Genomic DNA, 14,826 nt, shown 5'->3' with positions numbered 1-14,826 from the left:
ATTTGAACAAAACCTCGACGTGTTTGGTTTTATCCTTTCGGATTGCAAAAACGTAAGAGCCTTAGTCAAATTAGGAAGCTGCCACCCATGAAACTGCCGATGTTTGGGTTAAGGGTTTAGGTTAAATAATAGAGCAATATACTATTTATTAGCTATACAGCATAAAAATAATGCCTTTACTTTTGATAAAGGCCTCAAAGGGGATGTCAAAAAATAAGACTATGTTAGCGAGTTGTCGTTTTCGTTTGGAAAAACAATCCAAGGTTGGAAGGTCTTTGCTTCTTCAAAATCCAAGGTAGCATAAGAGATGATAATGATGATATCGTCCTTTTGTACTTTTCTCGCGGCTGGACCATTTAGGGTAATGGTTCCAGAATTTCTTTCTCCTTTAATGGCGTAAGTTTCAAAACGTTCGCCGTTGTTGATATTTACTATAGAAACTTTTTCGCCTTCGATAATATTTGAGGCATCTAATAAGGCTTCGTCAATAGTAATACTGCCAATGTAATTTAAATCGGCACCAGTTACTTTTACACGATGAATTTTAGATTTTACTACTTGAATTTGCATGCTGCAAAGGTATTAATTTAAAGTAATGTTGTCAATTAAACGAATGTTGTTAACAAAAATGGCGATAAAAGCGCGGTATTTTTTTGATTTATCGTAAAAATTGATGGGTAATAAGGTAGATTCTTCAGCAATAACGAAATATTCCAGCTCAAAGGCAGGATGTTGTGCGCATTCTTTTTGTACCCAATCAGTTATCGTTTCGAAAGCACCAGTTGCGAACTTTTGTTGTGCCTCTTGCAAAAGCTTGAAAATAAATCCAGCTTCTTCACGTTCGGTTGCCGTGAGGCGCTCATTGCGAGAACTCATGGCCAAACCGTTTTTTTCTCGATAAATTGGGCAAGCGATTATAGTGACAGGAATTTTATAACGTTCTACTAATTTTTTTACAATTTGTAATTGTTGAAAATCTTTCTCGCCAAAATAGGCTGAATTGGGGGTGACAATCTCAAACAATCGCTTGACAATAGTGCCTACTCCATCAAAATGACCGGGACGAAATTTCCCTTCCATTTGATGCTCTAAACCTTCAAAATCGAAAGATGCGGCTTGGGTGTTTCCTGCGTAAATGTCTTCAACGGTAGGAGCAAAAACAATAATCTTTTCACTCAGCGTTTTCATTTTCGCAACATCTTGTTCTAGAGTTCTAGGGTATTTGGCCAGATCTTCAGGGTTGTTGAATTGGGTTGGATTAACAAAAACACTCACCACCGTATGATCGTTCTCTTGCAATGATTGTTGGATCAAAGACAAGTGACCTTCATGCAAGGCTCCCATAGTTGGGACAAAACCAATGGAGGAAGCTTGCCTTTTTAGAGGTGCCAAAAATGCAATTAATTCTTTGTTTTTATTGAAGATTTGCATGGTGTTTTTGTTCAAAATTTGTGCAAAATTAATATTTTACTCAATATCTGCGTAAAATTTTGTAATTTTGCACCGTTTTATTGTCAATACATAAAGTATTTTTTACTATGAAAGATAAGAGGATTTTATATGTTTCATCCGAGGTGGTTCCTTATCTTGCTGAGAATGAGGTTTCTTTAATGTCTTATGAAGTGCCAAAAATGGTTAACGATCAAGGAGGACAAATCAGAATATTCATGCCAAGATATGGGAATATCAATGAAAGAAGGCATCAGCTACATGAAGTAATTCGCTTGTCAGGGATGAATTTAGTAGTAAATGACTTGGATATGCCTTTAATTATTAAAGTGGCCTCTATCCCCAAAGAACGTATCCAAGTGTATTTTATCGATAACGATGAATATTTCAAACGCAAAGCAACTTTTGCGGATGAAGAGGGTGTGTTGTACCCTGATAACGATGAACGCGCTATCTTTTTTGCTAAAGGTGTGGTAGAAACTGTGAAAAAATTAAATTGGGTACCCGATATCATTCACGTACACGGTTGGATGGCTTCGATGTTGCCAGTTTACATGAAGCATTTCTATAAAAATGAAGCACTTTTTTCTGAAACGAAGATTGTAACTTCGGTCTATGCAGAGTCTTTTTCCGAAACACTAGACACAGAAATGATCAACAAAGTTAAGTTTGATGCCATTCCTCATGAGGCAATTTCAGACTTGGAAGTTCCCAATTACGAAAACATTCTTAAAACAGCGGTTCAAAATTCTGATGCCGTGATTATTGCTTCTGATAATTTGTCCGCAAGTTTAACAAAATTTATAGAAACTTCCGACAAACCTTTTTTACCTTTCACACCCAAAGAGCGTATGGCTGAGGTCTACACGCAATTCTATAACAATATGGTGGATTAATCTAACCCTTTTTAATTTTATGTGTAAAACGGCTTTCCTTAAAAAGTATGTGTTGCTTTTTGTTTTTTTTGCTTTAGTTTCTTGTGATAAGGAGTTTAATGCGGTTGGTGACGATTTAATTGGAGATAACAATTTTGATTTAGGTAAGTATTATTCCGCCGTAAAAGCATACAATCAGAAAACCGGTGCCATACAAACCAATAATTTACCTATTAATGCTTTAGGTGTTTATACAAATGAAGGTTTTTCAACCACTACAGCCAGTTATGCTACGCAATTGGCCTTGGCCGAAACTGGAGTTACTATAGGTGAAAACCCAGTAATGGATAGTGTGGTTATTTCTATTCCTTATTACAGTCACGTAGTTAGTACAGACAATACTACTGGTATTAAAACCTATGAATTGGATTCGATTTATGGTACGCCCAAAGCACCATTCAAATTGAGTATTTATGAGTCAGGGTATTACATGCGAAACTTAGATCCGTCTTCAAGTTTTGCCGAAAAACAAGCCTATTATTCAGATCAAAAAAATGACTTTGATGCCTTAAAAATTGGTAATCCAATCAATGATTCTCCATCAACCGTTGAAAATACGGAATTCTATTTTAATCCAAGAGAAATAGCCGAAACAACGGTAGATGAAGAAACCAAAAAATCTACCACTAAGCGCTCTGCTCCGGCTATGCGATTAAAACTTAATAACGAATTTTTTACAAATAAGATTTTAAAAGCATCGAAAGATAAATTAAGTACTACCGAGGCATTTACTAATTATTTTAGAGGTCTTTACTTTAAAACCGAAAAAATCGGGGCCAATGAAAGTATGGCCATGATCGATTTTACTAAAGGATCAATTCGATTGTATTACAAAGAAGATCAATCTACCACAACAGATGGTACTACTACGACAAAAAGAATAAACAAAACATTAGATCTTAAGTTAAGTGGAAATACAGTTAACTTTTTAGAAACTTCAAATGTAAATACAAACTATTTAAACAGTTTGACAAATGCCAATCCTAGTAAAGGAGATGATAAACTGTATGTGAAAGGGGGCAATGGATCTATTGCAATTGTTGAATTGTTCGGGCCCGATAACGATAACAATGGTGTGGCAGATGAACTAGAAGCTCTTAGAAAAAACAATTGGTTAATCAATGAAGCCAATTTGGTGTTTCATATTGATGCCGACGCAATGAAAAACACCGTTGAACCCGACCGAATTTATGCTTATAACTTGACGCATAAAACGGCGGTTATTGATTATTTTACAGACAATACTACAGGTCGACTTCCTAAGAAAAACAAATTCGTTTTTGATGGTATGATCCGAAAAGAAGAAGTAGATAAAGGAAGAGGGCTGTCTTATAAAATTAGAATTACCAATCAAGTGAAGAATTTGATTAAAAATGCTGATTCTACTAATGTGAAATTGGGTATTGCAGTAACAGAAGATATTAGTGTGTCTTCATTTTATAAACTCAGAACGCCCAATACATTTTTTTCTTATTTGCCTACTTCGTCGGTTTATAATCCCTTAGGGACCATTTTGTATGGAGGTAGTATTGCAGTTCCTGAGGATAAAAGATTGCGTTTAGAAATAATTTATACCAAACCAAAATAGAGAATTATGTGTGGAATTGTTGGATACATTGGGCATAGAGAAGCTTATCCCATTGTAATTAAAGGATTGAAACGTTTAGAATATAGAGGGTATGATAGTGCCGGAATCATGATATATGACGGACAGGAAATCAAACTTTGCAAAACGAAAGGGAAAGTATCAGATTTAGAAGCCAAAGCACAAGTAGCTATTACTACTAATGGTACAATTGGTATAGGTCACACACGATGGGCTACACACGGAGTTCCAAATGATGTGAACTCTCATCCTCATGTATCTAATTCTGGTGACTTAACCATCATACACAATGGAATTATTGAGAATTATGCTCCCTTAAAGCAGGAATTAATCAATAGAGGTTATGTTTTTCATTCCGATACAGATACCGAAGTATTGGTAAATCTAATTGAGGAAGTTCAAAAAAGCGAAAACCTTAAATTAGGGAAAGCTGTTCAATTGGCCTTAAATCAAGTGGTAGGTGCTTATGCTATCGCCGTTTTTGATAAAAAAAATCCCAATGAGATCGTAGCAGCTCGCTTAGGTAGTCCTTTGGCTATTGGAGTAGGAGAAGGTGAATATTTTATAGCTTCAGATGCTTCGCCTTTCATTGAATATACTTCTAATGCGGTGTATTTAGAAGATGGAGAAATGGCGAACATTCGTTTGCACAAACCTATGAAAATTCGCAAAATAAAGGATGATACTTTAGTTGATCCTTATATTCAACAACTTCAAATGAATTTGGAGCAAATTGAAAAAGGAGGCTATGAGCATTTTATGTTAAAAGAGATTTACGAGCAGCCCAATGTAATCAAAGATACTTACAGAGGAAGATTGCATGCTAACGAAGGCATCATTCAAATGGCTGGGGTTGAAGATAATTTAGAGAAATTTCTAAATGCCGATCGTATTATAATCGTAGCTTGTGGAACTTCTTGGCATGCTGGTCTTGTGGCCGAATATGTGTTTGAAGAGTTTACACGTATCCCTGTAGAAGTAGAATACGCTTCAGAATTCAGATACAGAAACCCGATTATAACCAGTAAAGATGTAGTTATTGCTATTTCGCAATCTGGAGAAACTGCCGATACTATGGCAGCTATCAAATTAGCCAAAGAGCACGGTGCTTTTGTTTTTGGTGTTTGTAATGTTGTAGGTTCTTCTATTTCAAGAGAAACTCATGCAGGAGCCTATACACATGCTGGACCAGAGATTGGGGTGGCTTCAACAAAAGCATTTACTACACAAATTACGGTTTTGAACATGATTGCATTGCGTTTAGCAAAAGCTAAGGGGTCTTTGACTCAATCACAATATCATACCTATTTGCAGGAATTAGAAAACATACCTAATAAGGTTGTGGATGCCTTACTAACCAATGATCAAGCCAAGTTAATCGCTGAAACTTTCAAAGATGCTGCCAACTGTTTGTATTTAGGAAGAGGGTACAATTTCCCAGTGGCATTAGAAGGGGCTTTAAAATTAAAAGAGATCTCTTATATCCATGCTGAGGGATATCCAGCAGCAGAAATGAAACATGGTCCTATTGCTCTGATTGATGAGCAAATGCCAGTTATTGTTGTTGCGCCAAAACAAGGACATTATGATAAAATTGTAAGTAATATCCAAGAAATCAAGTCCAGAAGTGGACGAATCATTGCAGTTGTAACCAAAGGTGATATTGAAGTACGTAGCTTGGCTGATTTTGTCATCGAGATCCCAGAAACATCAGATGCTTTATCTCCATTAATTACTACTATACCATTGCAATTGTTGTCGTATTATATTGCGGTGCTTCGAGGTTGTAATGTTGATCAACCCAGAAACCTGGCCAAATCAGTTACAGTAGAGTAAATTTTTATTTTATACTAGCCTCAAAAGTATTCTTTTGAGGCTTTTTTTTGCACTTTCCTCTCCTTTTTTAAGAATATTTTACACTTTGGTAATAGTATTTGAGCCGTCTAAAAATAGGGTAAAATTCTTTCAAATAACTTCTCAATTATTCTAAAAATCACTTTCAATATCAATCGTTTTCGGAGTTTGTTAATTTTTATCAATTTTTCAACGAAACCGTGTGTATTTTACTAAAAAAACGACAAAATATATGCGTGCATAATAATATGTTGTTAAAATATGGGTTAAGGGTTTAAAATTTTGCATTATTCAAAATTTAATTTGTTGTTTTAAATGGCTTTTAAGCTAGGAATTCACTAAAAAAAAAATTCAATTTTTAGATATATGTGAAATATTTTTAAATTTACGAACTAAACCAATTAACTAAATCCAAATGAGAATTTATTACATTATTATGATGTTGATTTGTTGTGGTCTCACGTATGCACAAAAATCAATTTCAGGGATTGTTACAGATGCAAACAATCAACCTATTCCAGGGGTGAACGTCAAAGTGGTAGGTCAAACTATCAGTACAGCTACCGATTTTGATGGTAAGTTTACTTTAAAGTCGGTTCCATCGTTACCGGTAACTTTAGATTTTTCAAGTGTGGGACTTACGTCTCAAACACTCAAAGTAACCTCCTATTCTCAGCAAATAGTTGTAAAATTACAAGATCAAGAAACTAAATTGGAAGAAATTGTAGTTTCTGCCTCTAGAACTCCAGAACGAGTTTTAGAATCCCCAGTAACTATTGAAAGAATGGGTCTTGCTGAGATAAAAAAAACAGCTTCTCCTTCTTTTTATGATGGATTAGAAAATTTAAAAGAGGTTCAAATGAATACGTCAAGTATGTCATTTAAATCTATTAATACTCGTGGTTTTGCTTCGGTTGCCAATACTCGTTTTATGCAATTAGTGGATGGTATGGATAATTCTTCTCCTTTATTGAACTTTCCATTGGGTAACCTTATTGGTTTATCTGAAATAGATGTGCAAAGTGTAGAGTTATTGCCAGGAGCTTCTTCTGCATTGTATGGTGCAAATGCTTTTAATGGTATTTTGTTTATGAATAGTAAAAACCCGTTTACATCTCCTGGTATTACTGCGTATGCCAAGTTTGGACAAACAAGTCAAAAAGCAGCAGGAACAAATGATTATTATGATTATGGTGTGAGAATGGCTGGTGTTTTCAGTCCAAAATTTGCTGCAAAAGCTAATTTTTCTGTAATGAAAGGTACTGAGTGGCATGCGGTAAATTATGACGATAAGACTAGAGAAGGGATAGATAGAAATACTATTAATTATGATGGAATTAATATTTATGGTGATGAGGTAGCGACAAATATTAGAAATGTGGGTACTGCATTAGTAGCTGCAGGTGTTCCTGGGCTGACAACTGCGTTGGTTAATCTTTTGCCAAATACTAATGTAAGCAGAACCGGGTATAATGAAGTTGATTTGACGGATAATAAAGTTGCGAATACTAAAGTGGATTTCTCTTTACACTATCGTCCTTTTGGGGATGAAAAATTGGAAGTAATATGGCAAAGTAAGTTTGGCTTTGGGAATACGGTTTATCAAGGAGCTAATCGTTACTACTTGAATAACTTTTTTATGCAACAACATAAAATTGAGTTCAAAGGCAAGAATTTCTTTGTAAGAGGATACTTTACAACTGAGGATGGAGGAAGTTCTTACGACATGTTGTTTACGGGTATTAATATTAATAGAAAATGGAAAGATGACAGAACTTGGTTTGGGCAGTACGCCGCTGGATATATTGGAGCGACTTTAGCAGGTTCTACTCCAGATCAAGCCCATGCAGCAGCAAGAGCAAGTGCTGATACAGGTAGATTGATTCCAGGAACAGCAGCATTTAAAAATGCTTTTAATCAAGTTATAGCAGATCCTAATGTTTTGTCTGGCTCTAAATTGGTAGATAATTCTAGAATATATCATTCAGATGCTAACTATAATTTCAAAGATTTAATCTCTTTTGCAGAAATACAAGTAGGTGGTTCATTTAGACAGTACCAGTTAAATTCTGGAGGACGTATTTATACTGATGCTGATGGTCCTATCTATTATAATGAATACGGTTTGTATACACAAGCGACCAAAAAAATGATGGATGATCGTTTGAAGTTTACGGGTTCTATTCGTTATGATAAGTCTCAAAATTTCAAAGGTAATATTTCTCCAAGGTTATCTTTGGTATATTCAGCGGGAGAGAATAAGAATCATAATTTTAGAGGGTCTTTTCAAACAGGATTTAGAAACCCGACCACACAAGACCAATATATAGGATTCAACGTGGGTAGTGCTATTTTGTTAGGGTCTGCTCCAGATAACTTAACTAGATATTCTGAGGTGTTGCCAGTTGCTACTGCTTTAGGGCAATCATTTGCAGGAGGAACATCTGTAACGGTTAATGGCTTAAATGCTTACAATAATTCATATACTGCTTCATCTGTTCAGGCTTTTGCTGCAGCTGGTGGTAACACAACATTATTGCGTAAAACTAATGTCGGTTTTGTTAAGCCTGAAGAAGTTAAAGCATTTGAATTGGGGTATCGTTCATTCATTAATAAAACTTCTATTGATATTAATGGGTATTACAATATCTACAATAATTTTATTGGTAACTTGAATGTTGTGGCTCCTTTGTATGGTACTGCGCAAGATGCTCCAAATGCAACGCCGAACCCTGCTGATTTAGGTTGGCAATCCGTACATGCTTTAGGGACTGGAAATGCTAGAACATTCCAATTGTATACTAATACTGATTTAGAAATAAAATCCTTAGGATTTGGTGTTGGATTGTCTAGAAAGGTGTATCAAGATTTTGAGGTAGGTGTTAATTATAACTACGCAGAATTTAGTTTTGATCAAGCTAAAGATCCAAGTTTTGAGGCAGGTTTCAATACGCCAAAGCACAGAGTTAAAGCTTCAATTAGTAATGAAAATTTATTTAAAAACTTTGGATTTAATATAAGCGGTAGATGGAATAGTGAATATTTGTGGCAGTCTACATTTGCTGATGGTGTAATCGCTTCTGCTACTGTGATTGATGCGCAATTAAATTACAATATACCTTCTTTGCGATCAACTTTAAAAGTAGGGGCTTCAAATATTGGAGGAAAAGAATATGGTCAAGTATTAGGGGCTGGGTTAATCGGTCAACAATACTTCGCTTCTTGGACAATTAATCCGTAATTATTCATTAATCAAAAAATAAGAACAATGATAAAAAATTTCAAATGGTTACTTATTGCTTCTTTAGCATTTGTAGCTTGTAATAATGATGATGAAGTAACGATTGATTCGAATTCATCAGACGGAAAGCCCTTAACGGCAGGAACTGCAGATGTAACTAAGTATGTGGCCTTAGGGGATTCTTACGGGGCTGGTTTTAGTGATAATGCATTGTTTAAATTAGCACAAGAAGGGTCATATGCTAATTTATTAGCAAATCAATTTGTTTTAGCTGGTGGAGGAGAGTTCAAAACTCCATTTATGGCGGATAATGTAGGAGGGTTGCTTTTTGGGGGGAACCAAATACTTGGTGTGAGATTATATTTCGATTTAGTGACCAGATCTCCATTGCCTGTTGCTGGTAAGCCTTCTACAGAGGTAACTGCTAAATTAACTGGTCCATTCAATAATTTAAGTGTTCCAGGAGCCAAAAGTTACCATTTGGTAGCGCCGGGTTATGGCAATGTTGCTGGTGTAGCAACGGGTGCTGCAAATCCATATTTTGCTAGATTCGCAACTTCGGCAACTACCACTGTGGTTGCTGATGCTGTAGCGCAAGACCCAACTTTCTTTTCATTATGGATTGGAGGAAATGATATTTTGGGTTATGCCACATCAGGTGGAACTGGGAAAAACCAAACAGGTAATTTGGATCCAAGGACGTATGCAAGCAACGATATCACCGATCCTAATGTGTTTGCCAATGCTTATAATGCCATTGTAAATGCTATGACAGCTAAAGGTGCCAAAGGGGTAGTGGCTAATTTGCCTTATGTTACTGCACTTCCTTATTTTACTACAGTTCCTTTTAATCCGCTATCGGTTGGGGTGTTAGGAGGAGGTAATGTAACCGTAGGACAAGCTACTGTTACCGCATTAAATACCCAATTGTACGGTCCGCTAAAACAAGCATTGACAGCTTTTGGTGCAGGGGATCGTATCAACCTTTTATCGGCTACGGCTTCAAACCCATTGTTGATCATTGATGAATCCTTACCTAATTTATCTACTCAATTAACGGCTGCGTTTACGCCTACTTTAGGTGCGGCTACAGCTGCTTTTTATGGTCAAGTATTTGGTCAAGCCCGTCAAGCCACAAAAGATGATTTGGTAGTACTAACCGCGCAAACAGTGATAGGTGCTTCGCCTGCAGGGGTGCCAGCTCCTTTGAATAAATTTGGAATTACCTATCCGATGCAAGACAAAGACGTTTTGACCAAAGCAGAAATTGCCGAAGTTAAAACCGCTACCGATGCCTATAATGCAACTATAAAGGCAGTAGCAGATGCCAAAGGATTAGCATTTGTAGAATTGAAAGGGGTAACCGATCAATTGGCGACAACAGGAATAGTTTACAATGGTTATACAACAACCTCTGCTTTTGTTACCGGAGGTATGTTTTCATTAGATGGCGTACATCCAAGCCCTAGAGGGTACGCTATAATTGCCAACTTGTTTACTCAAGCAATCAATGCAAAGTTTGGGGCCAACTTCAAAGATGTTAATGTTGGGAAGTATCGTATTTTGTTTCCCGCTTCATTATAACATAACCAAAATAAATAACCAAAACCAAAGACCACTTGTGCTTAACAAGTGGTTTTTTTATTTCATTGTCCAACTAAAACTTCTAACGTTTTAGTGAGCTAATTAATTTACAAATTTTTGTGCTATTTTTTAAAAAAAGATGTGGTATATGAATTTTAAAAATATATATTTGCACTCGAAAAAAATCTTCTGGAAACCTTATTTTCATTGGATAAAAAATTCAAACCTAAATAGCTATTTAATAAATACATAAGTAATGTCTAAAGTTATAGGAAAAGTTGCCCAAATCATTGGACCAGTAGTGGACGTAGTTTTCAACGGAAAAGATGTTGAACTTCCAAAAATTTATGACTCATTAGAAGTCACAAGAAAAGATGGTACTTTATTAGTACTAGAAGTACAAGCGCACATCGGTGAAAATACCGTTCGTACCATTTCGATGGATTCAACTGATGGTTTGAGTAGAGGATATGAAGTAGTGGGAACAGGAAGCCCAATTCAAATGCCAATTGGACAAGATGTTTTCGGACGTTTGTTTAACGTAGTGGGTGATGCTATCGATGGTTTAGGCGAGTTGCCAAAATCAGGTGATAATGGATTGCCAATTCACAGACCAGCGCCAAAATTTGAAGATTTATCTACATCTTCTGAAGTTTTATTTACAGGTATCAAAGTAATCGATTTGATTGAGCCTTATGCAAAAGGAGGAAAAATTGGTTTGTTTGGTGGTGCCGGTGTAGGTAAAACAGTATTGATTCAGGAGTTGATCAACAATATTGCAAAAGGTCACGGTGGACTTTCTGTATTCGCAGGAGTAGGAGAAAGAACACGTGAAGGAAATGACTTACTTCGTGAGATGTTAGAGTCAGGAATTATTAAATACGGTGAAGATTTCATGCACTCTATGGAAAATGGAGGATGGGATTTGTCAAAAGTAGACATGAAAGGATTGAGAGATTCTAAAGCTACTTTCGTATTCGGACAAATGAATGAGCCTCCAGGAGCTCGTGCTCGTGTGGCCCTTTCAGGATTGTCTATCGCTGAGTATTTCCGTGATGGAGCAGGTTCTGACCAAGGTAAAGACGTATTATTCTTCGTGGATAACATCTTCCGTTTTACACAAGCAGGATCTGAAGTATCAGCACTTTTAGGACGTATGCCATCGGCGGTAGGATACCAACCAACATTGGCAACAGAAATGGGGGCAATGCAAGAGCGTATTACTTCTACAACTAAAGGATCTATTACTTCTGTACAAGCGGTTTACGTTCCTGCGGATGACTTAACGGATCCAGCTCCTGCAACAACGTTTGCTCACTTAGATGCAACTACTGTATTGTCTCGTAAAATTGCCGAGTTAGGTATTTATCCAGCGGTAGATCCATTGGATTCTACTTCAAGAATTTTGGCTCCTCATATCATTGGAGATGATCACTATAACTGTGCTCAAAGAGTTAAAGAAATTCTTCAAAAATACAAACAATTACAAGATATCATTGCCATCCTTGGTATGGAAGAGTTGTCTGAAGACGATAAATTAGCAGTAGCTAGAGCGCGTCGTGTGCAACGTTTCTTGTCTCAACCTTTCCACGTAGCAGAACAATTTACAGGAATTCCTGGAGTATTGGTAGATATTAAAGATACAATCAAAGGCTTTAATATGATTATTGATGGAGAGTTGGATCACTTGCCAGAAGCAGCTTTCAACTTAAAAGGAACCATCGAGCAAGCAATCGAGGCAGGAGAGAAAATGTTAGCGGAAGCATAAAATCAGTTGGATGTTTTCAGTTAGCAGTCCTAAAACTTCTAACTTCTAACTTCTAACTTCTAACTCAAATTATATGATTTTAGAAATTGTATCAGCAGAAGCCAAGTTATTCGATGGAGAGATTACCTCTATTACCTTACCAGGGGTAGATGGAAGTTTTCAAATCTTGAATAATCACGCGCCAATTGTATCACTATTAAAAGCAGGAACTGTAAAAATTGCAGCTACAAGTTTTGATACTGCAATTGAAGATGTACCTCAATTAAAAAAAGTTTCTAATCAATTGTACACGCTAGATATAGCTTCAGGGACAATCGAAATGAAAGACAATAAATTAATTCTTTTGGCAGACTAAAAGAATTGAAAACTTGTAAAAAGCCTAACTTTATGTTGGGCTTTTTTTTTAGCTATTTTCTAGCCTTTTTTTGGATATTTCAATTTAGTTTTGTCATTGTTAAACGCTATAGTGTATGACTTCTTTTCCTCCAGCGCTCACTCGAAAATTGAATCTTCGTGAAGAACAATTGGCCTTGCGTCAATTGACTTTCCCTAATGATTTAATCGATTTTTCTTCCAATGATTATTTGGGTTTCTCCAAATCGAGTTCGATTTTCAATCAAACCCACGATTTTTTATTGGAGCATCATTTCAATCGAAATGGCGCTACTGGTTCGCGTTTGTTATCCGGAAATCATCATGTTTATTCATTTGCGGAAGAATTTATTGCCAATTTTCATGAGTCCGAATCGGCTCTTCTATTCAATTCAGGATACGATGCCAATCTGGGCTTTTTTAGCGCTGTTCCTCAAAGAGGTGATGTCGTGTTGTATGATGAGTTATGTCATGCTTCTATACGAGATGGCATTCAATTAGGTTTAGCCAAGTCCTATAAATTCTTGCATAACGATTTGGAGGATTTGGAGCGCTTGCTTCAGAAGTTTACAGCTACTTCGGAAGCCACTATTTATGTAGTTACAGAGTCTGTTTTTTCAATGGATGGGGATGCGCCTCACTTAGCTGATTATGTTCGTTTAACTGCGCTTTATGCTAGTTATTTGGTGGTTGATGAAGCCCATGCTTTGGGAGTGTTTGGTGATAATGGGGAGGGTTTGGTGCAACAGCTTGGGTTGCACAAACAAGTATTTGCTCGCATCATGACTTTTGGTAAAGGCCTAGGATGCCATGGAGCGGCAATTCTAGGGTCTGTTTTATTACAATCTTATTTGGTCAATTTTGCAAGAAGTTTTATTTATACCACGGGGCTTTCACCGCACTCAGTGGCGACTATTTTCATAGCGTATCAACATCTAGTGGCCCAAAAGGAAACTCGAAAGGCACTTAGAGATTCAATCGTTTATTTTAATCAGCAGAAGAAACTATTGGGTTTACAACCTTTATTTGTCCGTAGTCAATCTGCGATTCAATGTGCTATCATTCCAGGTAATGAAAAAGTAAAAAATATAGCCTTACACTTGCGAGAAAAAGGTTTTGATGTAAAGCCCATCCTAGCGCCCACAGTCCCCGAAGGACAGGAACGTTTGCGATTTTGTTTGCATAGCTATAATACTACCAATGAAATTGATAGAGTGTTGCATTTGTTGCATCATTTGGTATTTGAATAATGATAAGCAATCGTAAGTGTGGTTTGTAGTTTCTATTTCATTGTTCTTTTTTACCTTTGCCTGATTTTGAAAAAATTTAACTATGAAATTATTTATTACAGGAATAGGTACCGATGTTGGTAAAACCGTTGCAGCCGCTATCATTACTCAAGCTTTAGAAGCCGATTATTGGAAACCCATTCAGGCAGGCGATTTAGATAATTCTGATAGTCATAAAGTAAAGGCCTACGTGTCCAATCCAAAGACTGTTTTTCATCCCAACAGTTATGCTTTGCATACACCTGCAAGCCCGCATTATGCAGCCGAAATAGATGGAATCACCATAGATACCACTCAGATTAAAGAGCCAGTTACCGAAAACCATTTGGTAATTGAAGGCGCTGGTGGAATTTTAGTTCCCTTGAATGCCAACGATACCATTGCCGATTTGATTCAACCCGATTACAAAGTGATTGTGGTTTCTCGTCATTATTTGGGTAGTATCAATCATACACTCTTGACTATTGCGGCCTTACAAAATCGAAACATTACTGTAGCAGGAATTGTTTTTTCTGGAGATGAAAATCAAGCAACCGAATCGATTATTTTAAGCAAAACAGGAGTAAAATGCATTGGGAGAATCGACCAAGAACCCTATTTTGATACCAATGTAATTGCAGAATATGCCGATTTGTTTCGAGAGCAATTATTGAATTTATAAGAAATTAGAATATAGAACAAAGAGCCTAGACTTTCTATCTTTGTCCAAAAATTATAGAGTATTGTCT

11 protein-coding genes are annotated in these 14,826 nt (G+C 36.5%); 9 read left to right on the top strand and 2 right to left on the bottom strand.

Annotation, left to right across the window (positions count from 1 at the left end):
• Window positions 1-219 precede the first annotated feature (219 nt).
• Together panD and panC are read right to left on the bottom strand one after the other, a co-directional pair.
• Window positions 220-570: an aspartate 1-decarboxylase gene (panD, locus tag ACZIX2_RS09185; protein ID WP_463339804.1), complete on the bottom strand. Its 351-nt coding sequence runs from the start codon at window positions 568-570 to the stop codon at window positions 220-222.
• A gap of 12 nt (window positions 571-582) precedes the next feature.
• Window positions 583-1,431 (bottom strand): pantoate--beta-alanine ligase, encoded by an 849-nt coding sequence (gene panC / locus ACZIX2_RS09180; RefSeq protein ID WP_463339803.1) that lies wholly within the window; start codon window positions 1,429-1,431, stop codon window positions 583-585.
• Window positions 1,432-1,538: 107 nt separating this feature from the next.
• Here panC and ACZIX2_RS09175 point away from each other — a divergent pair, with 107 nt between their 5' ends.
• The 9 genes from ACZIX2_RS09175 (at window position 1,539) to bioD (ending at window position 14,759) form a co-directional block, all read left to right on the top strand.
• Window positions 1,539-2,345, top strand: coding sequence for a glycogen/starch synthase (locus tag ACZIX2_RS09175; protein ID WP_463339802.1), 807 nt, complete (start codon window positions 1,539-1,541; stop codon window positions 2,343-2,345).
• A 19-nt stretch (window positions 2,346-2,364) separates the two neighbouring features.
• Window positions 2,365-3,972, top strand: coding sequence for a DUF4270 domain-containing protein (locus ACZIX2_RS09170; RefSeq protein WP_463339801.1), 1,608 nt, complete (start codon window positions 2,365-2,367; stop codon window positions 3,970-3,972).
• A 6-nt stretch (window positions 3,973-3,978) separates the two neighbouring features.
• The gene (glmS, locus tag ACZIX2_RS09165) at window positions 3,979-5,826 is read left to right on the top strand and encodes a glutamine--fructose-6-phosphate transaminase (isomerizing) (protein ID WP_463339800.1); all 1,848 of its coding nucleotides are present in this window, start codon (window positions 3,979-3,981) and stop codon (window positions 5,824-5,826) included.
• 433 nt (window positions 5,827-6,259) lie between these two features.
• Window positions 6,260-9,085, top strand: coding sequence for a TonB-dependent receptor domain-containing protein (locus ACZIX2_RS09160; RefSeq protein WP_463339799.1), 2,826 nt, complete (start codon window positions 6,260-6,262; stop codon window positions 9,083-9,085).
• A 27-nt stretch (window positions 9,086-9,112) separates the two neighbouring features.
• Window positions 9,113-10,669: a G-D-S-L family lipolytic protein gene (locus ACZIX2_RS09155; protein ID WP_463339798.1), complete on the top strand. Its 1,557-nt coding sequence runs from the start codon at window positions 9,113-9,115 to the stop codon at window positions 10,667-10,669.
• A gap of 256 nt (window positions 10,670-10,925) precedes the next feature.
• Window positions 10,926-12,437 carry a F0F1 ATP synthase subunit beta gene (gene atpD, locus ACZIX2_RS09150; RefSeq protein WP_463339797.1) on the top strand — a complete coding sequence of 504 codons (1,512 nt, stop codon included), beginning with the start codon at window positions 10,926-10,928 and terminating at the stop codon, window positions 12,435-12,437.
• A 73-nt stretch (window positions 12,438-12,510) separates the two neighbouring features.
• A complete protein-coding gene (locus ACZIX2_RS09145; RefSeq protein WP_463339796.1) occupies window positions 12,511-12,792 on the top strand; it encodes a F0F1 ATP synthase subunit epsilon in 282 nt (93 codons plus the stop codon).
• Window positions 12,793-12,907: 115 nt separating this feature from the next.
• Window positions 12,908-14,059, top strand: a complete 1,152-nt coding sequence (locus ACZIX2_RS09140) for an aminotransferase class I/II-fold pyridoxal phosphate-dependent enzyme (RefSeq protein WP_463339795.1) — start codon at window positions 12,908-12,910, stop codon at window positions 14,057-14,059.
• A gap of 82 nt (window positions 14,060-14,141) precedes the next feature.
• The gene (gene bioD / locus ACZIX2_RS09135; protein WP_463339794.1) at window positions 14,142-14,759 is read left to right on the top strand and encodes a dethiobiotin synthase; all 618 of its coding nucleotides are present in this window, start codon (window positions 14,142-14,144) and stop codon (window positions 14,757-14,759) included.
• Window positions 14,760-14,826 lie beyond the last annotated feature (67 nt).

The organism is Flavobacterium riviphilum (assembly GCF_055231795.1).
The sequence above is the reverse complement of the archived record's forward strand: the minus strand, read 5'-3'. Positions and strand labels throughout refer to the sequence as shown.